This window comes from Actinoplanes sp. KI2, assembly GCF_025630775.1.
Classification (GTDB): Bacteria; Actinomycetota; Actinomycetes; order Mycobacteriales; family Micromonosporaceae; genus Actinoplanes.
This window is the reverse complement of record NZ_JAOSZE010000047.1, coordinates 33804-58935: the sequence shown is the minus strand read 5'-3', so window position 1 is coordinate 58935 and position 25132 is coordinate 33804. Positions and strand designations below refer to the sequence as shown.

Genomic DNA, 25132 nt, shown 5'->3' with positions numbered 1-25132 from the left:
GTACCACCTCGCAGCAGGCCACAGTGGCCTGAGGCACATGGTGCCACGATCAGCGGGCCGGCGACCACCGCCGGGCCAGCGCCGCGATCTCGTCGGCGATGTCCGGTTGGAGCGCGGCCGGCAGGTCGTGGCCCATGCCGGGATAGATCACCAGCTTCGCCCCGGCCAGCGCCCGGGCCGTGGCGCGCCCGCCGGACGGCCGGACCAGCGGGTCGGCGTCGCCGTGCACGACCAGGGCGGGCAGCCGCAGCCGGCGCAGCATCGGGCGCCGGTCCGCGGCGGAGACGATCGCGGCCAGCTGCCGGCGGACGCCGTCCGGGTCATGCGCCTCGTCGTAGGAGCGGGCCGCCGCGGCCCGGATCTCCGCGTCCGGCAGCGGGTAGGCCGGCGAGCCGATCAGCCGGAAGACCCGGATCATCCGCTCGGCCGCCGCGTCGCGGTCCCGCACCGGGCCGGCCAGCAGCAGCGGCAGGACGTGCGGCAGGGGCCGGCCGATCCGCGGCGACAGGGTGGACGAGATGCTGGTCAGGCTGCGTACCCGGGCGGGATGGCGGACGGCGAGGGTCTGCGCGATCATGCCGCCCAACGAGACACCGACCACGTGCGCGCTGTCCCAGCCGAGCGCGTCGAGCACGGCCACCGCGTCGTCCGCCATGTCACCCAGGGTGTAACCCGGCGGACGGCGGGTGAGCAGCGACAGGGCGGAGGGAGCGCCCAGCCCGGTCAGGTGGGTGGAGCGGCCGACGTCGCGATTGTCGAACCGGGCCACCCGGAAGCCCCGCTCCACCAGCAACGCGCGGAACCGTTCCGGCCAGAAGTCCATCGACAACCCAAGACCCATGATCAACAGAAGGGGCTCGCCCTGCGGGGACCCTTCCGTCCCGTACGCCAGGGAGATCTCGCCGTGTCGCGCCGTGCTCGTGCTCATGCTTCCAGCGTGACCTGCCGGAAGCCGGACCGGAACGGGCCGGAGGACCCTGGCGACCAGACCTCCGCGGATCGAGGGTGAAGGTAGGTGACCAGGTCCCGACCGGGGAGGCATCGTGGACTACCTGAGCCCGCTGGACGCATCCTTTCTCGACGTCGAGGACGAGGACCCGCACGCGTCCCTCGCCATCTCGTCGGTGGCCGTGCTCGACGGGCCGGCCCCGAGCCAGGCGGAGTTCGCCGAGGCGATCCGCGGCCGTTTGGCGCTCGTCCCCCGCTACCGGCAGAAGGTGCGCCGGGTGCCGTTCAATCTCGGCTGCCCGCGGTGGGTCGACGACCCCGATTTCGACCTCGACTTCCACCTGCGGCGTACGGCGTTGACTGCGCCCGGCGACGACGCGGCGCTCGAGCGGCTGATCGGCCGGGTGATGTCCCAGCGCCTCGACCGCGACCGTCCACTGTGGGAGGACTGGCTGATCGAGGGGCTGTCCGGCGGCCGCTGGGCGCTGCTGTCCAAGGTGCACCACTGCATGCTCGACGGGGTCACCGGCAACGAGCTGTACCGGCTGATCTGCGATGCCGGGCCGCAGCCGCGCCCGCCGGTCCCGGACGACTGGCGGCCCGAGCCGGGCACCAACGACCTCGATCTCGCCCTGGACGCCCTCGGCCGCCTCGCCCGGATGCCGTTCGAACAGGCCCGCCTGCTCGCCGCGGCGATCGGCGACCCGGACCGGACCACCTCCCTGCTGGGCCGGCTCGCCCGGGGCACGACCGCGCTCGCCGAGGCGTTCCTCCCGGCCCCGCCGACCTCGCTGGCCGGGCCGCTGAGCCGGGCCCGCCGCTACGCCGTGAGCCGGACACCGCTGTCCGAGATCAAGGCGGTCGCCGCCCGGCACGAGGTCACCGTCAACGACGTCTACCTCGCCGCGGTCGCCGGCGCGTTCCGCCGTACCCTGCTGGCCCGCGGCGAGCGGCCCGAGCCCGGCGCGATCCGCACGCTGGTGCCGGTCAACGTGCGGCACGAGGACGCCCGGCACGTGTTCGACAACCGGATCGCCTCGCTGCTGCTCGACCTGCCGATCGAGATCGACGACCCGGCCGGGCGGCTGCGCGCGGTGCACGAGCGGATCGCGGAGCTGCGCGAGCGGCGCGAGGTGGAGGCCGGTGTCGCCCTGCTCGACCTCGCCGGGCTGCAGCCGTACGCGATGGTCTCGTTTCTCACCCGCACGGCCCTGAGCCTGCCGAACCGGGGCATCGCGACGGTCACCACCAACGTGCCCGGCCCGCCGAAGCAGCTCTACATCCTCGGCCGGCCGATCCGGGAGATCCTGCCGTACGTGCCGATCGCCGAGCGGATGCGGGTGGGCGTCGCCGTGCTGACCTACGGCGGGACGGCCGCGTTCGGCGTCACCACCGACTTCTCCGCGGTGCCCGAGGCCGCCGAGTTCGCCGCGGCCGTCGTGGACGAGATTCGCCGCATGGGTCCGGTGGCATCGCGCGCCGCGACCCGGCGCCCGCGGCGCAGTGCCGCCGGCAAGGCCGGGAAGAAAGAGCTCGTCTGAAAGAGGCCGCCGTCCGCGGTTCGCGGGCGGCGGCCGGTATTTCCGTACGCGGTCAGTGCTTGGGCCGGACGATGTGGACCGGGCAGTCGGCGTGGTGCAGCAACTGCAGGCCGGTCGAGCCCAGCATGGTCCCGGTGATGACACCGTGCCCGCGACTGCCGACGACCACCAGCTGGGCGCGGCGGGAGGCGGCGACCAGCTCGCCGGCGATTCCGTGGTGGGTGAGCAGGACCTCGACCGGAACGTCGGGGTACTTCTCCCGCCACGGCGCCAGCTGGGCCTCCAGCTTCGCCAGCTCCTGCTGGTCGGCGTCCGGCGCGACGGCGTCGGCGTCCGCCCTCTTGTCCATCCACAGCGGGACGACCGGCAGATACGACCGTACGACCTCGAGTTCGCACCCGCGCTTGGCGGCCGCGTCGAACGCCGTCGCCAGCACCTCCTCCGCGGTCGGCGAGTCGTCCACCCCGGCCACGACCGGGCCCTCGGTGACGTCACCACGACCGCGCACCACCACGACCGGCGTCGCCGCGTGGGTCGCCACCCGCTGGCTCACCGAGCCCAGCAGCAGGCTGGCGAACCCGCCGCGGCCCCGGCTGCCGAGGACAGTCAACTGCCCGTGCTCGGTCTCGGCGAGCAACCGCGCCGCCGGGTGACCGATCACCGGATCGCCCTCGACCGCCACCTTCGGCGCCGCCACCCGTGCCTCGTGCACCGCGGTGGCCGTGACGCCCTCGGCGTGCCGCCGCGCGTCGTCCAGGTAGACGTTGCTCGAGTCGTACCGGGCCTCGCGCCACTCCCAGTCGTAGACGTGCGTGACCCGCAACGGCAGGCCCTGCCGCTGCGCCTCGCGCGCCGCCCACCGCACCGCCGCCTTGCTGTTGTCGGTGCCATCAGCGCCGACGATGATGGCATTGACCTTCATGACCGCTCCCTTCTCAGGTCTCCCCTCGATCGTCCGGCCGGGTGGCCTTGCCGGGTCAGGGCGGCAGGTCCTGTTCGGACGGGCCGATGGTCACCCGGCTGAGCGCGGTCAGCTCGTCGGCGAGCAGCCGGGCCAGCAGGTCCAGGTCCGGGCACCGGTCCGGGTCGGCGATGACGGTCACGGTCAGCGTGTCCAGGTACGCGAGAGCCAGGAACAGCACCGTCACGTTGGACGCGCCGCCGGTCACCAGCGGAATCATGTCGCGCACCACCGCGCCGCCGAGACGTACCGGCCCGGCGGGACCCCGGACGTGGCTGACCAGCGTGTGCAGGCGGCGCTGGTGGGTCATGTACCACCGGTATCCGCCCAGCGCCGAGAACAGCCGGAACGCCCCGCCCGCAACGGTGATCGGCGCGGGGCCGGCGGCCGCGGCACGGCGGCGCCGGACGTCCGCGGCGACCCGGGTGAGGCGCTGCGCCCACGGGCCGGCGGTCGGGACCCGCACGACGAGCGGGCTGACCGCATTGCCCGCAGCCGTGCCCGGGGCGCGTGGCGTGCCCACCGGAACGGCGATCGCCACCGCCCCGATCGTCTCGCCGCGCCGCTCCAGCAGCCGGCCCACGGCCGTCGACACGGCCACCAGCAGTGCCGCGTTCACCCCGCCGTCGTGGCGGTGCGCCGACTCCCGCAGCGCGGACAGGGGCGCGCGGACCACCACCGCCCGGCGGCGGGCACCGGTCACCCGCACCAACGAGCACGCCTGCACGCGTACGGGATGAACGCCCCCGCCGGCGGCCATCGCGGTCCGCAGCCGCCGCGCCCGGTCCGGCGCCGACCGCAACCCGGCGAACCGGGACCGCCAGGCGTCGGCGGCCAGGGCCCGCGTGCCCGCCCGGGGCAACGCCGGGGCCACGGCCGCCGGGGCGGCGCCGTCCGCGAGCAGACCGAGCACCGCCAGCCCGCCCAGGCCGTCGCTGATCGCGTGGTGGGCGATCAGCGCGAGCGCACAGCGGCCGCCCGGCAGCCCGCCGATCAGCACCGCCCGCCACAGCGGGCGGTCCCGCGGCAGCGGACGCATCACCCACGGCAGGACGGCGTCGACCAGAGCCCGGTCGTCGCCGGGCGCCGGGCAGCCGGTGATCTCGAGATGCCGCCACGGGTCGAACGTCTCGTCGTCCGCCCAGATCGGCGCCCCGCAACCGGGTGGCGTCCGCACCAGCCGCTGCCGCAGCCTCGGCACCCGCCCGGCGCGGTCGCCGAGCAGGCGGGCACACGCCGCCGGGGTCAGCGGCCGGTCGAGGACCAGCACGACGCCGAGATGCTCCGGGACCGGTCCCCGGTCCATCGCCAGGAAGGCGAGGTCGGCGTCGCCGGCCCGCTCGATCCGCGGCGGCGCGGTCATCGTGAGCTCAGCGCTTGCCGCGCACGACCAGCACCGGACAATGCGCGTGCTGGAGGCAGAGCTGGCTCACCGAGCCGAGCAGCGTGCCGGCGAAGCCACCGTGCCCGCGGGAGCCGACGACCAGCAACGCGGCGTGCGCCGACTGATCGATCAGCACCTGCGCGGGATGCCCGGGCAGCACGACCTCCAGCACCTCGACGTCCGGCGGCGGGTCATACCCGAGGGCCTCCCGGACCGACTCGCCGAGCAGCTTGCCGGCCGCGGCGCCGAAGTCCTGGTGCGCCCCGGCGCCCCAGCCGGTGAACGTCGGAACCTCCCACGCGATGACGGCCCGCAGCCGGGCCTTGGTCAAGCGGGCCTGGTCGAGGGCCCAGCGCAGCGCGGCCTTGGACGACGGCGAGCCGTCGACACCGACCACGACGTCCGTGTCATTCATCGCAGCCTCCCTCCGCTCAGGCGGCGCCGTAGGCCGTGCCGGGCGCGTAGACGAAGCGGTCGTCGACCTCGAAGCCCACCTCGTCGATCACCTCGACCACACCCGGGACCTGCCGGGTCAGCCGGGCAGCCTCGTATCCCGTGGACCACGCCTCGACCTTGCCGGACAGCGTCACCGCGCCGTCCTCGACCGTCACGGTCACCGCGTCGGCGGCCAGCGGCCCGTGCAGCACGCCGGACTCGATGTCGGCGCGGATGTCGTCGTCCGGGCGCAGGTGCACCTTCAACAGGTCGCCGCGCGTCACGATGCCGATCAGCCGCCCCAGGTCGTCGACCACCGGCAGCCGCTTCACGCCGTCGGCGTCCATCCGGCGAGCGGCCGCCGCGATCGACGTCCCGGTCAGCGCGGTCACCGCCGGTGCGCTCATCAGGTTCGCCGCCGTCCGGGCGCGCGCCTTGTCGCGTTCGCCGCGACGCCGGCGGCCCTCGAACAGGCGAGGCTCCTCGTCGCCCGCGTACTCGATCTTTCGGAGCAGGTCCGCCTCGCTCACCACGCCGACGACCCGCAGGAACGGGTCGACCACGGGCACGGCGCTGACCCGGTTCTCGATCAGCGTGTCCACCACCGAGCGGTACGAGGCGCCCTGATCCACGGAAATGACCTTCGTGGACATCACATCGTCCACCGTCCAGTTCTTCATCACGGGCCTCTCCTTCATCGCGGACCTCCCCTCAATACCGACGCTAGGAGCGGTCGCCGCCGGACGTCAGGGCCATTGGGCCCGGCTTACCCATCGCCGGTGACCTTCGGCCCTGACCCGAGCGGGGCGGCGGTGGGCACGGTAAGACCGAGGAAGGGAGACGCCATGAACAGCCGGCATCTGATCGTCGTCGGCGTGGACGGCTCGGACGGCGGGCGACGCGCCCTCGAGTGGGCGGTCCGCGAGGCGGACACCCGCGGGAGCGCCGTGCAGGCCGTCACCGCCTGGCAGTGGGACGGCCTGGACTACACGCCGGCCATCGCCGCCAACCCGCAAGAGGCCAAGGAGCGAGCCACGCGCCTGCTCGACGACGAAATCCACGCGCTGGTCGCCCGGCACGGCTCACACCTGCCGATCGCCGCCGAGGTGGTCGAGGGAAGCCCGGGCGAGACCCTGGCCCGGGCCGCCGGCTCGGCCGACCTGCTGGTGCTCGGCAGCCACGGGCACAGCCGGGTCCGGCACACCGTGCTCGGCTCGGTCAGCGAGGAGTGCATCCGCAGGGCAACCTGCCCGGTCGTCGTCATCCCGATGCCGGCGCCGGACCGCGCCGACGCCGAGCCGGCGCCCCGGCGCTGAGCCCGCGGAGGCGCCCGATGCGACACCCGATCGCCGCCGGTGTCGGCGGTGCCGGTGGCTGGCGCGCCCTGACCTGGGCCGCCGAGTTCGCCGCCCACACCGGCGAGCGGCTGATCCTGCTGCACGTCTGCGTACCCGGCTCGCCGCTGGACCGGACCGTCAACGATCCCACCCCGGCCGAGGTCGAGGTCGTCGATCCGGCCCTGGCCCGCGCCTACACGACCGTGCGGGATCGCCTCGGCCACGAACGCACCGTTCTGAAGATCCGCGCCGGCTCGCCGTCCGAGCAGCTGGCCGACGCGTCGGCGGGCGCGCGGCTGCTGGTCATCGGGGACGGCGAGGGCGGCCGGACGGTACGCCGGGTGGTCCGCCAGGCACACTGCCCGATCGTCGTCGTGCGTCCGCCGGCCCGGGTTCCGGCGAGCCCGTACGCGGGCCACGTCGTAGCCGGGGTGGACGACAGCCCAGCGAGCCGGGCCGCGCTCGAGATGGCATACGCCTACGCCGAGCAGAACCGGCTGCCGGTCGCCGCGCTGCACGTCTCCGGGCAGGCGCCGGGCGACGCCGCCGGCCTGCTCGCCGACGCGGTCGCGCCCTGGACCCGGGCCTATCCCCTGGTGCCGACCCGCTGCTCGGTGCTCGCCGGCCCGGTCGGCGACCAGCTCGTCCACGCGGCCGCGGGCGCCCGGCTGCTGGTGGTCGGCGACAAGCGGCGCGGCGTGATCGGCCGGGCCCGCACCGGCGACGTGCCGCTCACCGTCGCCACCGAGGCCCCGTGCCCGGTCGCCGTCGTGCCGCTCGCGCAACGCGACGCGTGGTGACAGGTGACCAACGACCCTGACCACCAGCCGACCACCGGAGCGATGCTGGACCCGAGCTCATCGGACGCTCGCGACACGGCGACCGGCCACCGCAGGGGACGGCCACCGAGCCGCCAGACCCATCGTCGTCAAGACGCTCGCCGGCGCCGCGACCGGGTGCCCGATGGGCTCCGAGCCAGGGAGGCTGTCATGCTTCTCGATCCGGCCGGGTTCTCCGGCGCCGACGTCCTGAGCCGCCCGGCCGGCCGCCTCGATCTCGGGCAGCGGGCCCGGCTGGCCGAGATCGCCGACCGGGTCCAGGTCGCCCACGATCTGCTGCTCACCTTCGCCGACCGATACGCGGCCTTCCCCCGCCTCGCCGAGGCGCAGGAGCGCGAGGTGCGGCTGCTGCGCGATCTGCTCCGCCGTTACCCGGCCGGGCGGTTCGGCGTCACGACGGTACGCGACGACTACGACCATCTGCTCGCCCGCGGCAACCTTGGGCGAGCCGAGGCCGCGCGGGCCGTCGCCGAGGCCCTGCATCGCGTGCTGGTGCTGCTCGACGCCGAACTGCCGCACGCGTCCGCGCCGGACGTGCACGACGCGTACACCCGGCTCTCCGCCGCCACCATCCGGCAGCTGCAGGCCGTGCAGGGGTGGTGCCCCCGCTGACCGGTCAGCCGGCCCGGCGCCGAGCTCCTCGGCCGTTGGCGAAGAACGGGCCGGTGACCCGGGCCCTCAAGGCCGTGGGGTCACCCGGAACACCGGGTAGCCGGCGGCAATCCGCTCGAACTCCTCCAGCGGTGCGTGCCGGTCGACCGGCACGTGCGGGCGGGCACCCGGCGCGACCGTCAGGAACCGGCGCAGGATCGGGGCCCGTTCGCCCGGCTCCACCGCCACCAGCCGCACCCGCTCCCGCCGGCCGTGACGCAGCACGACGTCGCCGCCCGCGGCCCGGACGTTGGCCACCCAGTTCGCCTTCTCCCCGAGCATCGACACCAGGTAGCGCTCGCCCTCGTACCGGGTCACGACCAGCGGGCAGACCACCATGTTTCCGGATCTGCGGCCGGTCACCTCCATCGTGACCCAGCCGGCCGGGGCCAGAATTCCGGAGCCGAACTGCAGGGCGGACACCCGGTTGAGCGCCCGGGCCAGCCGGCTCGGCCGGCCACCCCGGTACATCCGGCGCCGCATGGCACTGCTCATGATCATGTTAGACACCTCCCTCCTCTGACCGTAGAAACCGGACCCCGCCGCGGGCAGGGCCGAAATGCCCGCGGCTGGACGTAGAGGCCGGACGTCCGGAGTGGAGTCTCACCTTCTGCGGCTCCGGCGAGAGCGCACGACGCTGCGCAGAACCAGCAGCGCAACCACGGCAACCACCTGGCCGCCGAGCACGATGCGGTTGACGTCGATCGCCGGACGCCAGCCCACCTTGCCGTTCTTGATGACGAAGACACCGAGCCCGCGGCCGGACGTGCCGAACCCGCCGCCCGTGCCTTCCGCCTGGCCGCCCTCGGCGGCCGGCCCGGTTCCGCCGCCGCCCCCGCCGGCGATCCGCGCCACCGGAAGCAACACGATTCCTTCGCCGCTTACCGGGGTTCCGAACACCCGGCCGGCGGTCGTACCGTCCACCGCGGCTCGCACCGCGTCGAGGACATCCGTGGCTGGCTCTGACGAAGTCATGCCGACCAACTCCCTTCGCATAGGCCCGAACACCTCCACCACAACGCCGGGAGCGCGCGCCGGGCCAGGGCCATTGGGCCCCGGCCTCGAGCGGACCGGCCGTAGCTACGGGACCTCCGGCCCTGACGACGGGCGCGAACCCGCGCGATGCTTGCCGTGAACCCGCGGAGGTGACAGATGTCCGCGATGCACAGTGACGATCTGACCGCAGTCGCGCAGTTGCGCGATCAGGAGGGTGTGCTCTCCTGCTACGTCACCGTCGATCCCGATCAGGAGACCGCCGGCGGTCTTCCCGGGGAGACGAAGCTGTTCAAAGGACTCCACGCCGTGGCGGCCGCGCTCGGCGACCGCGGTGAACCGGCCCGGCAGGCGCGGCTCGCCGCACGGCTGACGGAGCTGCAGCCGCACCTGCGAAGGCTGACCGGCGGCGCGACGCCCGGCCGCGGCCGCGCGCTCTTCGCCGGTCTGAGCGGCGGCGAGATCCGGACCGTCCGTACCCAGGCCTCGCTCGGCGACCACGTGGTGCTGGACGAGTCGCCGTACCTGCGGCCGCTCGTCGAGGCGTACGGCGCCGGGGACCCCGCCGGTGTGGTCGCGGTGACAGCGCACGGCGTACGCGTCCTCGAGGCCCGCCACGGCTTTCTGAGCCCGATCGCCGAGCTGCGTCACGAGTCGACCACCGAGGTCGGGAGGACTGCCGGTAACGACCGGGACGAGCTGGACGACCGCCGGCGCCGTTGGCAGGACCACCTCGACCGCTTCCTCGCCGGGGCCGCGGGACGGGTGAGCCACGCGGCCGAGTTCTCCGGCTGGGCACACCTGCTGGTCACCGGGGAACCGGGCCTGGTCGCCACCTTCGCCGCCGGCCTGACCGGCGCGGCCCGCGAACGCCTCGCGACGGCGCACCGCACGGTACCCGAGGCGCTGCCGCCCGCGCGGATCGCCGCACTGGTCGCCGGTGATCTGCACGCCGCGCAGCGAACCCGGCAGCAAGCGTTGGTGAGCGCCGCGCTCGGGCGCGGGCACGCGGCGCGCGGCCTCAGCGACACGCTCGCTCTGCTCGCCGAAGGGCGGGTCGGGCACCTCCTGATCGACGCATCGGCGCACTGGGCCGGCCACCGCGACGACCGGGGTCGCCTGTGGGCCGACCCGGAACGGCCGGCCGACGGGGGCACGCTGCGGCCCGAGCCCGATCTTCCGGAGCGGATGATCGAGCTCGCCTACCGTACCGGCGCGCAGGTCACCCTGCTCGACCGCGAGGTCGCCGAACCACTGTCCGACGCCGACGGTGTCGCCGCCCTGTTGCGCTGGTGAGACCTGGCCTCATCAGATGAACAGGAGCTGCGCGCCGGCGGTCTTCTCGATGAAGTCGGACGCGTTGATGATGTCCTCGACGCCGCGGTAGAGGTCGGCCTTGCTCAGGTGCATCATGTCGGCAGACATCCGGCAGGCCCACAGGTGGCCGCCGGAGGCGACGATCTGATCGAGGAACTCCGGCACGTCGGGCACCCCGACCTCGGTGATCTGCTTGCGCATCTGGCGGGTGGCGATCGCGGTCATCCCGGGCAGCCCGCCCAGGCCCTGCGGCAGGTGGGTCGCGGTGTTGCCGAGCATGGTGAACTTCAGCTCGCCCATCCGCGACTTCGTGATCATGTCGAAGCCCCAGAAGGTGAAGAACAGGTGCGTCTCGACGCCCTCGCCCAGCGCGGCGTTGGCCAGCACCAGTCCGGGGTAGGCCATGTCGAGGTTGCCCTTGGAGCAGATGATGGCGAGCTTGCGGCCGGTGGCCTCGTCGTCGCCGAAGTCGGGCACGATCGCCGGGGCGGTCTCGGTGGTCATGGCGGAACCCCTTTCAGACACAGCCGTGCGGTTTGGGGAGGCCGGCGACGTACGCCAGCTTCTTGGCCGGTTTCTTCGGGAAGAGCGTGAACAGCTCCTTGGTCGGGATGCCGCCGACCACGGACACCCGGCGCAGGGTCGCGGTCTCGCCCTGCTCGCGGTAGTCGTCGCGGACGAAGTCGATCGCCTTGCGGTGCGCGTCGGTCAGGTCGATGCCGATCCGGGCGGCGAGCTCCTTGGCCAGAGCGGGATCCCATTCGTCGTACGCGGTCAGAAAGCCCTCGTCGTCGACGTGGATCTCGCGGCCGCCGATGGTGGTGACTGGCATGGCTGTCTCACTTCCCTTTCGAAGGCATGTGCCCCGGCAGCAGCAGGTGCCAGTACATCCACCGGAACGCGAGCTTGCCCCAGTGGTTGACGGCGGACTCGCCGAGCAGCCGGAACGGCCCGGCGACCGGCACCGGGTAGCGGCCCGGCAGCGGCTGGGTGTCGTAGTTGAAGTCGATCAGCAGGGCCCGGCCGTGGCCGGACTCGACGAAGCAGTTGGCGTGCCCGTCGAAGCTGCCGGTCATCGGCCGGCCCGCGGCGTGCTCGACGAAGTTGCCGGCGAACACGTCGACGGCGAAGTGCGCCACCGACCCGGCCTTCGACGTCGGGATGTCGTTGGCGTCGCCGAGCGCGAAGATGTTGTCGTGCGCCTTGGCGAGCATGGTGTGCCGGTCGACCGGCACCAGGTTCAGCTCGTTGCCCAGGCCCGAGCGGGCCACGAAGTCGGCGCCCATGTTCAGCGGCACGGTCACCAGCAGGTCGAACGGGATCTCCCGCTCGTCGTAGGAGACCAGGCTCGTGCCGTCGACCCGTTCGACCAGGAAGTCGGGCTCCACCAAGATCTTGCGATCGTCCAGCATGGACCCGAGGCGGGCGGCGGCGATCGGTTTGGTGAACGCGCCCGGCAAGGGTGTCGCGTACACCAGCTCGATCCGGTCCCGCAGGCCGCGCCCGCGGAAGAAGTCGTCGGCGAGGAAGGCGAACTCGAGCGGCGCCACCGGGCACTTGATCGGCATGTCGGTGACGTGCACGACGAGCCGGCCGCCGTCGAAGTGCCGCAGGGCCCGCTCCAGCGCGACCGCACCGTCGTACGTGTAGAAGTCGAAGATCGTCTTGCGCCACTGGCCGCCGTCCAACAGGCCGGGCGTCTGGTCCGGGCGGGGCGTGACGCCGGTGGCGATCACCAGGTAGTCATAGGGCAGCGTCCGGCCGTCGGCCAGCAGCACCCGGTTCGCCGCCGGGTCCACCCGGTCCACCTCGCCGTGCACCAGCTCGACGCCCTCCGCGATCAGCCCGCGGGTGGGCTTGGAGACCTGCTTCGGCGCGTACGCGCGGAACGGCAGGAACAGGAAGCCGGGCTGGTAGAAATGCCGGTCGCCGGCCTCGACGACGGTGATGTCCCAGTCGGCGCGGGCGAGACTCCGCCGCAGCTTGTTGACCACCATCGTGCCCGCGGTACCGGCGCCGAGAACCAGCAGCCGTCGCATCGGGCCCACCTCCTCGCCGTTCTGGATACCCCCTACGGTATGGGCGAGGCGACGCGATCCGTAGGGGCCGAAGGCCCTGGCATGGAGGACCTAAGCAGCGGCAGAGTCCGGCGCGCGGCGGACAGGACGACGCCCACCGGCGGCGCTGCTCGCTGACCCACGGCGGAAGGGGGGCCGGGCCCGGGCGTCGGCAATGGCGCTCGAGCCTGATGGTTCCGCCGTCCGAGGCTCTCGCCAAGGTACCGGTGGGCTCACTGTCCATGCTGCACCGAGCACGGCGACGCGGTCAGAGGCGGTCGCCCTGAACCGTGGTGACCGACATCCGCGCGGCCGGGGACCATCGGCCCTGGCGGCGGCGGGTCCCCGGGACGATCGTGAGACTGTACGGGCGCGATCTCGAGCAGCGCAGGCGACGACGTCCGCGCCGATCGTCCGCCCGCTCACGGGCGCGCATTGACCCCCACCGAGCCGAGGAGGGTGACATGATCGCGCGCCGGCCGCCGACCTTCGGCGTGGAGGAGGAGTTCCTCCTGCTCGACCCGGTCAGCGGACACCCGGTCCCGGCCGCGCCGCGCCTGCTGCGGCTGCTGCGCGGCCGGCCCGGGCCGGGCGCCGAGCTGATGCGATACCAGCTGGAGACCGCGACCCGAGTCTGCGACAGCGCCGGCCAGCTGCACGCCGAACTGCTGCGCCTGCGGCATATGGCGTCCGAGGCCGCCCGAGTGTGCGGCTGCCGGCTCGTAGCCAGCGGCACCTCGCCGTACCCGACACCGGGGCTGGCCGCGCTCACCGACGACCTTCGCTACCGCGAGCTCGCGCGACGTTATCCCCGCCTGACCGCGGCCTCCGGCACCTGCGCCTGTCACGTCCACGTCGGCGTGCCCTCGCGCGAGCACGGCGTCCAGGTCCTGGCCCGGCTCCGGCCCTGGCTGCCCACCCTGCTCGCGCTCAGCGTCAACTCCCCGGTGGAGAACGGCCGGGACACCGGCTGGGCAAGCCGCCGCTACCCGAGTCAGGCCCGCTGGCCCACCGCGAGCCCACCCCCGGTGTTCACCGACGCGGCGGCCTACGACCGGGCCCTGGGAAAACTGATCGGACACGGTGCCGCGCTCGACGAGCGCAGCGTCTACCTGCTCGCCCGGCTGTCACCGCGATACCCGACGATCGAGGTCCGGGTCGCCGACGTCGGCGCCGACGCCGACACGGCTCTGCTGCTGGCCGTACTCGTCCGCGGCCTGGTCGCCACGGCGCTCACCGAGATCACCGCGGCGAAACCGCCACCCCGCCCCTGCCGGGCAACGATCCTCGCCGGCCTCGATGCCGCCGCCCGGCACGGGCTGACCGGCCTCGCCGTCGACCCGTGGACCGGTGCGCGTGCCCAGCCATGGGCGCTGGTGCACCACCTCGTGGACCACACCGGCCGAGCCCTCGCCACGCTCGGCGACGCCGAGACGGCTGCCGGCCTGCTCGATGCGCTGGCGGCTCGGGGCACCGGCGCCGATCGCCAGCGGGCCGCCTGGCGACGGGCGAAGTCCCCGGCCGACCTGGTGACCGAGCTCGCGAGGACCACGTGGCAAGCGGCCGACGAACCCGTTCCGGTAACAACGGCCTGACGGTGTAGTGCCGGAGTGCCGTCCGGGCGGGACCAACGACCCTGGTTACCGCGGCCATGACGGCGTTGTACTGGTAAAGGAGGAAAAGTCGGAAACGGCGCAGGGGGTGGGTCATGAACGAGATCGGCACGTATCGCGTCCTCCAGGAGCCCCGAAGCGGCGGTGCCCCGCCGGCCGGCAAGCCGGATGCCCTGCATGGCATTCTCGCGGCCTCGGTGCGATCCGCCCCGGCAGCCGCCCACGCTCCCTTGGAAGCTACGCCCGCCGGATCGGTGCTGGTGGGCGTGGACGATTCGCCGGCCAGCTACGCGGCGCTGGATCTCGCGGCGCGGGAGGCGGAGCTGCACGGCTGGGAGCTGAGGCTGCTGCACGTGCAACACCCCGGCGAGCGCCGGACCACGAAGGCGGCCGATTTCCGGCTGCTCGAAGGGATGACCGACCGGGTCCACGCCGCCGCGCCGGCGGTGCCGGTGACCAGCCACCTGGTGACCGGATCAGCGGCCTCCCTGCTGCTCATCGAGGGCGGCACCGCGAACCTGCTCGTCGTCGGGCACCGGCACCACGCGGTCGGCACCACGCTGGGACTCAGCGTCGGCGACCGGGTGGCCGCCCAGCATTCCGGGGTCGTCATGGTCGTTCGGGTGCCGTACTGGCCGCCGGGACCCGGCATTGACCTGCTGCCCATCGTCGTCGGCGTGGACAACCACGCGGCGGTGACACCGGCGGTGACGTTCGCCCAGACCGAGGCCCGCCTGCGCGGATGCCACCTGGTCATGCTGCATGCCCAGCCCAACGCCGCACCCGCCGAGCGGACCGACACCATCGGCGGTGTCGTCGTGCACCACCTGACGGTCGACGCGCATCCCGCACCGGCGCTGATCGACTACTCGCACCGGGCCGCGGCGGTCGTGGTCGGCCGGCGCGGCGTGGGCATGAACCCGGTCACCATGCTCGGGTCGGTCAGCCGGGCCATGGTCCAGCACGCCAACTGTCCGGTCTTCCTGGCCGGCTGAGCTCGCCCGGATCGTCTTCCCGGCCGGCTGACCTGGTCCGGGTCGCTTCCTGGCCGGCTGACCTGGCCGGGCTCAGCAGATGCGGGGCAGTTGCTCGCCGACCAGCATGTCGAGGACTCGGCGCGATCCGACGGCGGTCCGCACCACGACCCGGCCGGGTTCGTCCCGGTGCACGGTGCCGATGCGGACCGCGGACCGGCCCTCCGGCCGGGCGCGCATGGCGGCCAGCACGGCGTCGGCCTCGCGCGGCGCGACGAAGGCGACGAGGCACCCTTCGTTGGCCACCTGCGCCGGGTCGAGGCCCAGGATCTCGCAGGCCGCGTGGACCGCTGCCGGTACCGGCAGCGCCTGCTCGTCGATCTCGATGCCGACTCCGGAGGACGCCGCGATCTCGTTGAGCGCCGAGGCGATGCCGCCGCGGGTGGGGTCGCGCAGCGCGTGCACGGCGTCGCCACCCGCATCGACCATGGCTTGAACCAGCCGGTGCAGCGGCTGCGTGTCCGAGCGGATGTCGGCCTCGAAGCCCAGGCCCTCCCGCGCGCAGAGGATCGTCGTGCCGTGGCTGCCGATCGGGCCGGACAACAGCACGGCGTCGCCGGGCGCGGCACCGGTCGCCGACGGCGCGGCACCGGCGAGGCGGCGTCCGACGCCGGTGGTGACGACGAACAGCCCGTCGGCGGCGCCCCGGCCGACGACCTTGGTGTCGCCGGTGACCACGGGCACGCCCACCGCTCGCGCGGCCTCGCCGACCGACGCGGCGACCCGCCGCAGATCGGCCAGCGGGAATCCCTCCTCCACGACGTAGGCCACCGAGAGGGCCACCGGCACCGCGGCCCGCATGGCCAGATCGTTCACCGTGCCGTGCACGGCGAGCGCGCCGATGTCACCGCCCGGGAAGAACAGCGGGCTGACCACGTACGCGTCGGTGCTGAGGACAACGTCGACGCCGTCGACCGGTACCACGGCGGCGTCCTCCAGCGCCCCGGGCGGAGCCGCCGAGCCGAGCGCGGGGACCAGTACGCCGGCGATCAGATCGGCCGACAACTGTCCGCCGGAACCGTGGCCGAGCAGCACCCGTTCGGTCTCGGCCAGCGGTACCGGGCAGCTGCCCGCGAGGGGATCCACCGTGGTCATCGGGCACCTCCGGTAACCGGTGCGTCGGCGGACCGGCGGCGGCCGGCCCGGTGGAACGCCGCGCAGGTGCCCTCGCTGGACACCATCGGCGCGCCCCGCGGCGACCGGGGGGTGCACGTGGTGCCGTACGCCGTGCAGTCGGTCGGCACCTTCATGCCGGTGAGGATCTGCCCGGCGATGCAGGCCGGGTCCTCGATCGCGGTCAGCCGCCCGACGTCGAATCGGCGGGCGGCGTCGAACGCGGTGTACTCATCGGACAGCTCCAGGCCGCTCGCGTCGATCGTGCCGATGCCGCGCCAGGCCCGGTCGGTGACCTGGAACACCCGGCGCACCGCCTCCTGGGCCGGGCCGTTGCCGGTGCGGCGCACCGCGCGGGCGTACTGGTTCTCCACCTCGAACCGGCCCTGCTCCAGCTGCCGTACCGCCATCAGGATCCCCTCCAGCAGGTCCAACGGTTCGAAGCCGGTCACCACGATCGGCACCCGGAACTTCTCGGCGAGCGGCTCGTACTCCGTCCAGCCCATCACCGTGCAGACGTGCCCGGCGGCGAGGAAGCCCTGCACCTCGCAGCCGGCCGCCTCCAGGATGGCGGTCATCGCGGGCGGCACGAGCACGTGGCTGACCAGCATGCTGAAGTTGGGCAGGCCGAGGGCCGCCGCGTGCAGCACGGCCATCGCGTTGGCCGGCGCGGTGGTCTCGAAGCCCACCGCCAGGAACACCACCTCGCGGTCCGGTCGCTGCTGTGCCAGGGCCACCGCGTCCATCGGGGAGTAGACCACCCGTACGTCGGCGCCGCGCGCCTTGAGCGCCAGCAGGTCGGTGTGCGAGCCGGGCACCCGGAGCATGTCGCCGAAGCTGGTGAAGGTGACCTCGGGTCGCGCCGCGATGGCCATCGCCCGGTCCAGGGTCTCCAGCGGGGTCACGCACACCGGGCAGCCCGGGCCGTGGATCATACGGATGCCGGCCGGCAGCACCTCGTCGATGCCCTGCCGCACGATGGTGTGGGTCTGGCCGCCGCAGACCTCCATGAGCGTCCACGGCCGGGTCGCGGTGCGATGCAGCTCGTCGAGCAGCAGCCGGGCGAGCTCGGGGTCGCGGTACTCGTCCAGGTACCTCATGCCGAGCCGTCCTTCGCGGGCAGCGGTTCGCCCAGCTCCTCGCGTACCGCGTCGCCCATCGCCCGCAGCACGCCGAGGGTGCGTTCGGCCTCCTGCCGGTCCACCTCGGTGATCGCGAAGCCGACGTGGACGATCACGTAGTCGCCGACGCCGACGTCCGGGACGTAGGACAGGCACACGTCCTTGCGGATGCCGTCGAAGTCGACGACACCCATGAGCAGCCCGTCCCGGTCGGTCACCTCGGTGACCCGGCCGGGGATGCCGAGGCACATGCCGATCAGCCCCCTTCGTCGCAGATCGCGGCCGCCACCACGGCCTGGCCGTAGCTGATCCCGCCGTCGTTGGCGGGCACGTCGCGGTTGAGGTGGCCGGTCAGACCGGCCGCGTCGAGCTCGGTCCGGAGCCGGGACGCCAGGATGCGGTTCTGCAGGCACCCACCGGACAGGCACACCACGGTAACCCCGGTGCGTTCGGCCGCGCGGGCGCACAGTGCCACGGTCACCTCGACGATCGTGGTGTGGAACGCGGCCGCCAGCTCGCCCGCGGGCACACCGGCGCGGGTCCGGTCCAGGACCGCGGTGAGGGTGCCGCTCCAGTCGTACACCCACAGGCCCTCGACCTCGGTCAACCGCCACGGCAGCGCCTCGGCACGGGGAACGGCGGCCGCGACGGCCTCCAGCAGGACGGCGGCCTCGCCCTCGTAGCTGGCCTCGTCGCAGAGCCCGAGCAGGCTGGACACGGCGTCGAACAAGCGGCCCGCGCTGGAGGCCCGCGGGCTGTTGACGCCGCGGGCAATCATCCGCGCGATGATGTCGCGTTCCGCGGCCGCGAGCCGGTCGAAAGAGCCGGCCGGCACCGGGAACTCGCCACCCAGCAGGTAGCCCAGGGCCATCCGGGCCGGGTGGCGCACGGCCGCCTCCCCACCGGGCAGCGGTGCGGTGCCGAACCGGCCCAGCCGGCGGAATCCGGTGTACGAGGCCAGCAGCAGCTCACCGCCCCACAGCGTGCCGTCCGCGCCGAGGCCGAGCCCGTCGTAGGCGACGCCCAGGAACGGACCCCGGATGCCGTTCTCGGCGGCGCACGACACCACGTGCGCGTGGTGGTGCTGGACCGGCACCCGGCGCAGCCCGGCCGGCTGTTCCGCCGCGTACCGGGTGGACAGGTAGCCCGGGTGCAGGTCGTGGGCGAGCACCTCGGGCGTGAACCGGTGCAGCCGGGACAGCTGGCCGAGGGTGCCGTGGAACGCGGCCAGCGCGTCGGCGTCGTCGAGACTGCCGCCGTGCGGGCCGACCAGCGCCCGATCGCCGCGGGCCAGCGTGAACGTGTGCTTGAGCTGGGCGCCGACCGCCAGCACGGGCCGGGCGGCCGGCACCGGCAACGGCAGCGGGCCGGGCGCGTAACCGCGGGCCCGGCGCACGGTGACGCGCCGCTCGCCGATCACCCGGGCCACGGAGTCGTCGTAGCGGGCCCGGATCGGCCGGTCGTGCAGCAGGAACCCGTCGGCCACCGGCGCCAGCCGGATCAGCGCGTCGCCGTCGTCGATGGCGATCGGCTCGTCGCTGAGGTTCCCGCTGGTCACCACGAGCGGCCGGGCCAGCGCGCGCAGCAGCAGGTGATGCAGCGGGGTGTACGGCAGGAACAGTCCGACCTGGTCGGTGCCGGGATGGACGCCGGGGGCCAACGGCATGCCAGGCCGGGCGGTCAGCAGCACGATCGGGCGGGCCGGCTCGGTGAGCAACCGCAGCTCGGCGGGGGTGAGCCGGCTCAGCGCGCGGGCCGCGGCGACGTCGGCCACCATGACGGCGAACGGCTTGCGGGGCCGCCGCTTACGGGCACGCAGCCGATCGACCGCGGCGGCGTCGGTGGCGTCGCAGACCAGCTGGTATCCGCCCAGCCCTTTGACGGCGACGATCTGCCCGGCGGCGATCGCGGCCACCGCGGCGGACAGCGCACCCTCTCCGGTGGCGCCCGCCGGCTGCCACGACAGGCTCGGCCCGCAGGCCGGGCAGGCGACCGGCTCGGCATGGAATCGGCGGTCGCCCGGATCCTGGTACTCGGCGGCGCAGTCCGCACACAGCGGGAAGCCGGCCATCGCCGTCCGCACCCGGTCGTAGGGCAGCCCGTCGACGATCGTGGCCCGGGGCCCGCAGGCGGTGCAGTTCACGAACGGGTACCGGTAACGCCGGTCGGCCGGGTCGAACAGCTCGCGCAGGCAGTCGTCGCAGGTGGCGAGGTCGACGGGCAGACCGGCGAAGCCCGCCCGCACGCCCGGCACCCAGCCGCTCACGGCCACCGTGAAGCCGGTCCCGACCCCGATCGCGGCCGACTCCCCGCCGCCCGGCGTCACACTCACCCGCGTCACGACCGCGTTGGGCGGCGGCTGCTCCCGCAACGCGCGGGCCAGCGCGGCCAGGGCGGCGGCCGGCCCGGCGACCTCGATCAGCACATCGCCGTCGACATTGCGGACGACGCCGTCGAGCCTCAGCCCGGTGGCCAGCCGGTGCACGAACGGCCGGAAACCGACCCCCTGGACGGTGCCCTCGACCCGGATGGACCAGGCCTCGCGCGCGGGCGCGGGGGTCACGGTCATGCCTCAGCCCACCAGCTCGCGGACCCGGGCGACGACGGGGTCCACCGCCTCGGCCACCTCCGGGCTGAGCCCGGCGCCGAAGCCGAACTCGGCAGCCCCCACCGCCAGCACCACCAGCCGCCGCGGCAACCTCCCGAGCGCCCGGCCCAGCTCGACCGTGCTGCCCAGGCTGACCCCGTGCGAGCTCGTGACGCCGTCGGCGAGCTCGGCGAGCTCGTCCAGAACCAGCTCGTACCGGTGGCCGCCGTGGTCGGCGCCGTCCCGGACCGCGTCGACGACCACGGCGAGGTCGGTGCCGGTCCACAGGTCGAGCAGGCGGGTCGGTTCCCCGTCGCTGGCGCGCAGCTCCACCGAGGCCAGCCGGGGATCGGCCGCCCGCAACTCGGCCAGCCTCGCCACCACCGCCGGGCCGAACCCGTCGTCCCGGCGGTACTCGTTGCCGACCCCGATCACCACGCAGCGCTGTCCGTCCACGCGGGTCATCCCCGGTCGACGGTCAGGTCGAGGAAATGGGTGGAGCAGGAGATGCACGGGTCGTAGTTGCGGATCGCCTGCTCGCATTCCGCGGTGAGCCGCTCGTCGTCGAGGTCCAGCCGGGCGCTGACGAACCGGCGCAGGTCGTCCTCGATGCTGGCCTGGTTCTGCGAGGTGGGCGGCACGATGCGGGCCGTCGTGAGCAGACCCTCGGCGTCCAGGCCGTAGCGGTGGAACAGGATCCCGCGGGGCGCCTCGGTCGCACCGAAGCCGACCCCGGCCCGGGGTGGCACGTCGACGTAGGGCCGGGTGGGCGGCTCGTAGGCGTAGATCAGCCGCAGCGCCTCCTCCACCGCGTACACCACCTCGACCGCGCGGACCAGAATGCTGCGGTACGGGTTGCGGCATTCGGCGCCCAGCCCGGCCGCGTCGGCGGCCTGGAGGGCCAGCGGGGTCAGCCACTGCCGGTTGAGGGTGTACCGGGCTGCCGGGCCGACCAGGTAACGGCCACGGCCGGCCAGGCGGGCGTGCAGCGCGGTGGAATGCGGCACCTGCTCCTCGATGACGTGCTGCTCGAACTCCTGCGGCCCGAAGGTCAGCCCGCCGGTGGTGGTCACCGTGCCGCTCTCGATGGCGTACCGGCCGGGCGTGGTCAGCGCGAGCATCTCGTGGTCGTGGTGGAAGTCGGGGAAGTCGAACCCGGCCGCCCAGCGCACGGTGTCCAGGGCCTGGTCGAGCGCGACTCGCAGGGTGAGGGCCAGCTCGGCCATCTCGCTGGGCGCGGGCGCGCGGTAGAACCCGCCGACCCGCACGTTGATCGGGTGGATGGCCCGGCCGCCGAGCAGCTCGACGATCGCGTTGCCCGCCTTCTTCAGCGCCAGGCCCCGCTCGACGAGGTCGCGCCGGTCCTTGGCGAGTTCCAGCGCGCTCGGGTAGCCGAGGAAGTCGGGCGCATGCAGCAGGTAGATGTGCAGGGTGTGGCTCTCGATCCACTCCCCGCAGTAGAGCAGCCGCCGCAGGTTCGCGATCGGTTCCGGCACGCTGACCCCGCAGGCGTCCTCGATGGCCGCGCACGCACTCATCTGGTACGCCACCGGGCAGATGCCGCAGATCCGGGCGGTGATGTCCGGTGGTTCGGTGTGCCGGCGTCCGCGCAGGAACGCCTCGAAGAAGCGCGGCGGTTCATAGATTTCCAGCCGTACGTCCTCGACGGCGTCGCCGCGGACCCGTACGTGCATGGCGCCCTCGCCCTCGACCCGGGCCAGCGCCCGCACGTCGAGGGTCCGATCCGACCGGTGACTCATCCCCGCTCCGTTTCCACGTCCCCGGGCCCGGCGGCCGGCGGGCCGACGGGCCGGCGGGACACCACATCTGAAGGCCCCGCGGCCGGCGGCGGGCCGACGGTCACCCGGGACAGCTCGACGAACGCCGGCGCGGCCGCGTTGAAGGTGCGGTACGCCCGGACGATGTCCGCCTCGGACATGCCGGTGGCCCGCAGCAGCCCGGCCTCGGCGGCGGCGTTGGGCGACTCCATCGGACCGAAACAGCCGTAGCAACCGCGCTGATGCGCTGGGCACAGCGCACCGCAGCCCGCATGGGTGACCGGCCCGAGGCAGGGCGTCCCGTGCGCCACCACGACACAGACCGTGTGGCGCTGCTTGCATTCGAAGCAGACGCTGTGCGCCGGAATGTTCGGCTTGCGCCCGACCAGCAGCGCGCCGATGACCTCCAGCAGCTGCCGGCGGTCGATCGGGCAGCCGTGCAGCTCGTAGTCGACGTCGACGTGCGCGGCGATCGGCGTGGAGGTGGCCAATGTGGACAGATACTGCGGCTGGGCGTAGACCACCGAACGGAACTCGTCGACGTCGGCGAAGTTGCGCAGCGCCTGCACCCCGCCCGCGGTGGCGCACGCACCGATGGTCACCAGCGTCCGGGAGAGCTCCCGGACCCGCCGGATGCGCTCCGCGTCCTCCGGCGTGGTGATCGAGCCTTCGACCAGGGACACGTCGTACGGGCCCGGGAGCACGGCGCGGCTGGCCTCCAGGAAGTGCGCGATCCGCACCCGGCCCGCCACGGTGAGCAGTTCGTCCTCACAGTCGAGCAGGGTGAGCTGGCAGCCGTCGCAGGAGGCGAACTTCCACACCGCCAGGGTCGGGCGGCCGTCGCGGTCGGCGTCGTCCATCACAGCTCCCGTACGCTCAGCAGCGGTTCGGCCACGTCCCAGCCGACCACCGGTCCGTCCCGGCACACCAGCAGCGGCCCCAGCTGGCAGTGCCCGCACCAGGCCGCCCCGCAGCGCATGGAGCGTTCCAGCGATACCTTGATCCGGCCGGCCGGGACTCCGCGGGCGAGCAGCCCCTGCGCGGTGAACCGCATCATCACCTCGGGGCCGCAGAGGAACGCGACGGTACGCGCCGGGTCGAACTCGGCACCCGGCAGCAGCGACGTGACCACGCCGACGTTCCCGCCCCACCCGCCGTCGGGCCGGTCGACGGTGACCGCGACGTCGATGCCGGCGTCGGCCCACTCGCGCAGCTCCGCCTCGTAGAGCAGATCGGCGGCCGTGCGGGCGCCGATCAGCAGGCTCACCCGCCCGTACCGGGACCGCTCGGCGAGCGCGGCCCGCACCACCGGGCGCAGCGGGGCGAGCCCGATCCCGCCGGCGACGATCACCACGTCGCCGCCGTCCGCGTCCGGCAGGTCCCAGGCGGTGCCGAACGGCCCGCGGACACCGACCGTGCCACCCGGCGCCGTGCCGGTCAGCGCCCGGGTGACCGCGCCGACCGAGCGGATGGTGTGCACCAGGCAGTCGCCGTCCTCCCCGCCGCCGCTCAACGAGATCGGCACCTCGCCGATCCCGTACGCGGTCAGCATCGCGAACTGCCCGGCGGCGAACGGCGGCAGCGGACCGGCGTCGTTCCGCAACTCCAGCGTCACGGTGTCGTAGGTGTCCACCCGCCGCGACACCACCCGGTACGGGTACGGCGCCGAGGTGGCAGTCTCCGCGGCGGCCGGGGCGGTCACGACGGCACCTCGGTCGCGGGCCGGCCCGCCTGCGCCGGGGCGGCGTAGAGGTCAAGCACCCGCAGCCGGGTCGCCATCAGCCGCTCGATGATGATCGGCGTGAAGCAGCACATGATCGCGTACCCGAACGCGGGGTCGTCCGCGCACCGCTGACCGACGGAGACGGCGTCGAACGCGACCGCGGTGGTCTGCTCGCGGGCCACCGCGCCGAAGTGCCAGCGGTACGGCGGGTGCAGCCACGACCAGCCCAGCACCGTGCGGCCGACCAGGGTCTCGATGACCTGCTCCCCCCGGCCGGGCACCTGCATGTCGAGGGCCACGCTGCCGGAGTCGATGAGCCAGAACTTGTCGGCGGGGCCGCCTTCGGCGAAAAGCCGCTCCCCGGCCCGGAAGGACACCGGTATGCCACCGTCCGCCAGCAGCGCCCGGTGCGCGGCGCTGAGCTGGGCGAAGACGGGGTTGATGGCGATCAGCTCGTCGGTCATGATGTCGGGTCCTCCCGTTCGGCGGCCTCCTGCAACGAGAACAGGGCGGCGGCCTCCTCGGTGATGTCGATACCGGTCGGGCACCAGGCGATGCACCGGCCGCAGCCGACACATCCCGAGGAGCCGAACTGCTCGTGCCAGGTGCCCAGCTTGTGGCTGATCCACTGCCGGTAGCGGGACTCGCCGCTGGTGCGCACGCTGCCGCCGTGCAGGTAGGAGAAGTCGAGGTCGTAGCAGGAGTCCCAGCGACGCCACCGCTCCGCGTGCTCGCCGGTCAGATCGGTGACGTCCTCGGTGGTGGTGCAGAAGCAGGTCGGGCAGACCATGGTGCAGTTGCCGCAGGTCAGGCACCGCGAGGCGACGTCGTCCCAGTGCGGCGACTGCCGGCTCGCGGCCAGCATCTCGGGCAGGCCCTCGGTACGCAGCCGGCGGCCCATCCGGGTGGCGGCCTGCGCGACCGCGTCCCCGGCCTGCCGCACGGCCGCCTCCTCGGCGGGTTGATGGGGCACGGCGGCGAGCACGTCGGCGCCCGCGGGGGTGGCGGCCCGCACCAGGAACCGGTGCCCGCTGTCGTCCACCATCTCGGTCAGCGCCAGATCGAAACCCGAGTCGGCGTGCGGGCCGGTACCCATGGACGTGCAGAAGCAGGTGGCGCCCGGCTCGGTGCACTCCACCGCGATGATCAGGTTGCCGTCGCGGCGGCCCGTGTAGATCGGGTCGGGGTGCCGGCCACCGGCGAGCACCCGGTCCAGCACGCGGATGGCGGCCAGGTCGCAGGGGCGCACCCCGAGCAGCGCGTACCGGTGTGGCTCCGGCGGCTCGGTGACCACCGCCCCCGTGGAGCGGTCGGCCGACCACATCCGGGCACGTGCCGGATGCAGGACCTGCTTCCAGGACTGCGGTCCGGCCGAGTTGGCGAACGCGGCGGTGTCGCCGCGGGGGCGCAGCCGGTAGCGGCCCGCCTCGGTGTCGACGCCCCATCCGTACGGCAGCTGCGTGGCGGAGGTCAGCTCGTCGAGCACGATCGCCCCGTCGCGGACCGTCGGGCCGACCACCGTGTACCCGCGGGAGTGCAGCGCGTCGAACAGGGCCTGCAACGCCGGTGCGTCGATCGTCATGGGTCGTTCGTGCCCGGTGTCGCCTCCTGGCTGCATGGAGCACCCCTCGAGATGTCGAAGCCGAACCAGATCCACAGCGGACGGTAGTCGGTACGCCACGTCGTCGTCCGCCGACATG

Annotated in this window: 27 protein-coding genes; 7 read left to right on the top strand and 20 right to left on the bottom strand. The window is 73.8% G+C overall.

Annotated features, from left to right (window positions below):
* Positions 1–49 precede the first annotated feature (49 nt).
* Entirely contained in the window at positions 50–928 is an 879-nt protein-coding gene (locus ODJ79_RS37810) for an alpha/beta fold hydrolase (protein ID WP_263028495.1), read from the bottom strand.
* Between the two features lie 115 nt (positions 929–1043).
* Between ODJ79_RS37810 and ODJ79_RS37805 the strand changes: the two genes are divergently transcribed.
* Positions 1044–2489, top strand: a complete 1446-nt coding sequence (locus ODJ79_RS37805) for a wax ester/triacylglycerol synthase family O-acyltransferase (protein WP_263028494.1) — start codon at positions 1044–1046, stop codon at positions 2487–2489.
* A 52-nt stretch (positions 2490–2541) separates the two neighbouring features.
* Here the strand turns inward: ODJ79_RS37805 and ODJ79_RS37800 are convergent, their stop codons facing one another.
* From ODJ79_RS37800 to ODJ79_RS37785, 4 genes are read right to left on the bottom strand one after another with little or no spacing between them, the layout of a single operon-like run.
* The gene (locus tag ODJ79_RS37800) at positions 2542–3411 is read right to left on the bottom strand and encodes a universal stress protein (RefSeq protein WP_263028493.1); all 870 of its coding nucleotides are present in this window, start codon (positions 3409–3411) and stop codon (positions 2542–2544) included.
* Between the two features lie 55 nt (positions 3412–3466).
* On the bottom strand, positions 3467–4813 hold the full coding sequence (locus ODJ79_RS37795; protein ID WP_263028492.1) for a wax ester/triacylglycerol synthase domain-containing protein: 1347 nt from the start codon (positions 4811–4813) through the stop codon (positions 3467–3469).
* A gap of 7 nt (positions 4814–4820) precedes the next feature.
* On the bottom strand, positions 4821–5249 hold the full coding sequence (locus ODJ79_RS37790; RefSeq protein ID WP_263028491.1) for a universal stress protein: 429 nt from the start codon (positions 5247–5249) through the stop codon (positions 4821–4823).
* 16 nt (positions 5250–5265) lie between these two features.
* Positions 5266–5967 carry a CBS domain-containing protein gene (locus ODJ79_RS37785; protein WP_263028490.1) on the bottom strand — a complete coding sequence of 234 codons (702 nt, stop codon included), beginning with the start codon at positions 5965–5967 and terminating at the stop codon, positions 5266–5268.
* A 147-nt stretch (positions 5968–6114) separates the two neighbouring features.
* On the opposite strand from ODJ79_RS37785, the gene ODJ79_RS37780 reads away from it, so the two are divergent.
* The 3 genes from ODJ79_RS37780 to ODJ79_RS37770 all read left to right on the top strand — a co-directional run bounded on the left by ODJ79_RS37780 (position 6115) and on the right by ODJ79_RS37770 (position 8057).
* The gene (locus tag ODJ79_RS37780) at positions 6115–6585 is read left to right on the top strand and encodes a universal stress protein (RefSeq protein WP_263028489.1); all 471 of its coding nucleotides are present in this window, start codon (positions 6115–6117) and stop codon (positions 6583–6585) included.
* Between the two features lie 17 nt (positions 6586–6602).
* Positions 6603–7406 (top strand): universal stress protein, encoded by an 804-nt coding sequence (locus ODJ79_RS37775; protein ID WP_263028488.1) that lies wholly within the window; start codon positions 6603–6605, stop codon positions 7404–7406.
* Positions 7407–7595: 189 nt separating this feature from the next.
* A complete protein-coding gene (locus tag ODJ79_RS37770; RefSeq protein WP_263028487.1) occupies positions 7596–8057 on the top strand; it encodes a hypothetical protein in 462 nt (153 codons plus the stop codon).
* A gap of 66 nt (positions 8058–8123) precedes the next feature.
* Here ODJ79_RS37770 and ODJ79_RS37765 read toward each other — a convergent pair whose 3' ends face one another.
* Complete coding sequence (locus tag ODJ79_RS37765) at positions 8124–8597, bottom strand: nitroreductase/quinone reductase family protein (protein WP_263028486.1); 474 nt, start codon at positions 8595–8597, stop codon at positions 8124–8126.
* A 102-nt stretch (positions 8598–8699) separates the two neighbouring features.
* Positions 8700–9071 carry a sporulation protein gene (locus ODJ79_RS37760; protein ID WP_263028485.1) on the bottom strand — a complete coding sequence of 124 codons (372 nt, stop codon included), beginning with the start codon at positions 9069–9071 and terminating at the stop codon, positions 8700–8702.
* Between the two features lie 186 nt (positions 9072–9257).
* Between ODJ79_RS37760 and ODJ79_RS37755 the strand changes: the two genes are divergently transcribed.
* A complete protein-coding gene (locus tag ODJ79_RS37755) occupies positions 9258–10385 on the top strand; it encodes a hypothetical protein (RefSeq protein ID WP_263028484.1) in 1128 nt (375 codons plus the stop codon).
* A 12-nt stretch (positions 10386–10397) separates the two neighbouring features.
* On the opposite strand, the gene ODJ79_RS37750 is transcribed toward ODJ79_RS37755, so the two are convergent.
* The 3 genes from ODJ79_RS37750 to ODJ79_RS37740 are packed head-to-tail and all read right to left on the bottom strand — an operon-like array spanning position 10398 to position 12445.
* Positions 10398–10910, bottom strand: coding sequence for a DsrE/DsrF/DrsH-like family protein (locus ODJ79_RS37750; protein ID WP_263028483.1), 513 nt, complete (start codon positions 10908–10910; stop codon positions 10398–10400).
* Positions 10911–10923: 13 nt separating this feature from the next.
* Entirely contained in the window at positions 10924–11238 is a 315-nt protein-coding gene (locus tag ODJ79_RS37745) for a TusE/DsrC/DsvC family sulfur relay protein (RefSeq protein WP_263028482.1), read from the bottom strand.
* 7 nt (positions 11239–11245) lie between these two features.
* The gene (locus tag ODJ79_RS37740; protein WP_317620738.1) at positions 11246–12445 is read right to left on the bottom strand and encodes an FAD/NAD(P)-binding oxidoreductase; all 1200 of its coding nucleotides are present in this window, start codon (positions 12443–12445) and stop codon (positions 11246–11248) included.
* 482 nt (positions 12446–12927) lie between these two features.
* On the opposite strand from ODJ79_RS37740, the gene ODJ79_RS37735 reads away from it, so the two are divergent.
* Both ODJ79_RS37735 and ODJ79_RS37730 read left to right on the top strand, forming a co-directional pair.
* On the top strand, positions 12928–14058 hold the full coding sequence (locus tag ODJ79_RS37735; RefSeq protein ID WP_263028481.1) for a glutamate--cysteine ligase: 1131 nt from the start codon (positions 12928–12930) through the stop codon (positions 14056–14058).
* 113 nt (positions 14059–14171) lie between these two features.
* A complete protein-coding gene (locus ODJ79_RS37730) occupies positions 14172–15071 on the top strand; it encodes a universal stress protein (RefSeq protein ID WP_263028480.1) in 900 nt (299 codons plus the stop codon).
* A 72-nt stretch (positions 15072–15143) separates the two neighbouring features.
* Here ODJ79_RS37730 and hypE read toward each other — a convergent pair whose 3' ends face one another.
* Genes hypE through ODJ79_RS37680 form a run of 10 tightly spaced genes read right to left on the bottom strand, consistent with a single transcriptional unit; the run spans position 15144 to position 25014 of the window.
* The gene (hypE, locus tag ODJ79_RS37725; protein WP_263028479.1) at positions 15144–16205 is read right to left on the bottom strand and encodes a hydrogenase expression/formation protein HypE; all 1062 of its coding nucleotides are present in this window, start codon (positions 16203–16205) and stop codon (positions 15144–15146) included.
* Positions 16202–17323, bottom strand: a complete 1122-nt coding sequence (hypD, locus tag ODJ79_RS37720) for a hydrogenase formation protein HypD (RefSeq protein WP_263028478.1) — start codon at positions 17321–17323, stop codon at positions 16202–16204. The genes hypE and hypD overlap by 4 nt, the downstream gene beginning before the upstream one ends.
* A complete protein-coding gene (locus ODJ79_RS37715; RefSeq protein ID WP_263028477.1) occupies positions 17320–17595 on the bottom strand; it encodes a HypC/HybG/HupF family hydrogenase formation chaperone in 276 nt (91 codons plus the stop codon). The genes hypD and ODJ79_RS37715 overlap by 4 nt, the downstream gene beginning before the upstream one ends.
* Before the next feature lie 5 nt (positions 17596–17600).
* A complete protein-coding gene (hypF, locus tag ODJ79_RS37710) occupies positions 17601–19913 on the bottom strand; it encodes a carbamoyltransferase HypF (RefSeq protein WP_263028476.1) in 2313 nt (770 codons plus the stop codon).
* 3 nt (positions 19914–19916) lie between these two features.
* A complete protein-coding gene (locus ODJ79_RS37705) occupies positions 19917–20387 on the bottom strand; it encodes a hydrogenase maturation protease (protein WP_263028475.1) in 471 nt (156 codons plus the stop codon).
* Between the two features lie 5 nt (positions 20388–20392).
* Positions 20393–21691 (bottom strand): Ni/Fe hydrogenase subunit alpha, encoded by a 1299-nt coding sequence (locus ODJ79_RS37700; RefSeq protein WP_263028474.1) that lies wholly within the window; start codon positions 21689–21691, stop codon positions 20393–20395.
* Entirely contained in the window at positions 21688–22569 is an 882-nt protein-coding gene (locus tag ODJ79_RS37695) for an oxidoreductase (protein WP_263028473.1), read from the bottom strand. The genes ODJ79_RS37700 and ODJ79_RS37695 overlap by 4 nt, the downstream gene beginning before the upstream one ends.
* Positions 22569–23411, bottom strand: coding sequence for an FAD/NAD(P)-binding protein (locus ODJ79_RS37690; RefSeq protein ID WP_263028472.1), 843 nt, complete (start codon positions 23409–23411; stop codon positions 22569–22571). Before ODJ79_RS37690 ends, ODJ79_RS37695 begins: the two co-directional genes overlap by 1 nt.
* Positions 23408–23896 carry a cyclic nucleotide-binding domain-containing protein gene (locus tag ODJ79_RS37685; protein ID WP_263028471.1) on the bottom strand — a complete coding sequence of 163 codons (489 nt, stop codon included), beginning with the start codon at positions 23894–23896 and terminating at the stop codon, positions 23408–23410. The genes ODJ79_RS37690 and ODJ79_RS37685 overlap by 4 nt, the downstream gene beginning before the upstream one ends.
* Entirely contained in the window at positions 23893–25014 is a 1122-nt protein-coding gene (locus ODJ79_RS37680; protein ID WP_263028470.1) for a 4Fe-4S dicluster domain-containing protein, read from the bottom strand. The genes ODJ79_RS37685 and ODJ79_RS37680 overlap by 4 nt, the downstream gene beginning before the upstream one ends.
* Positions 25015–25132: the final 118 nt, after the last annotated feature.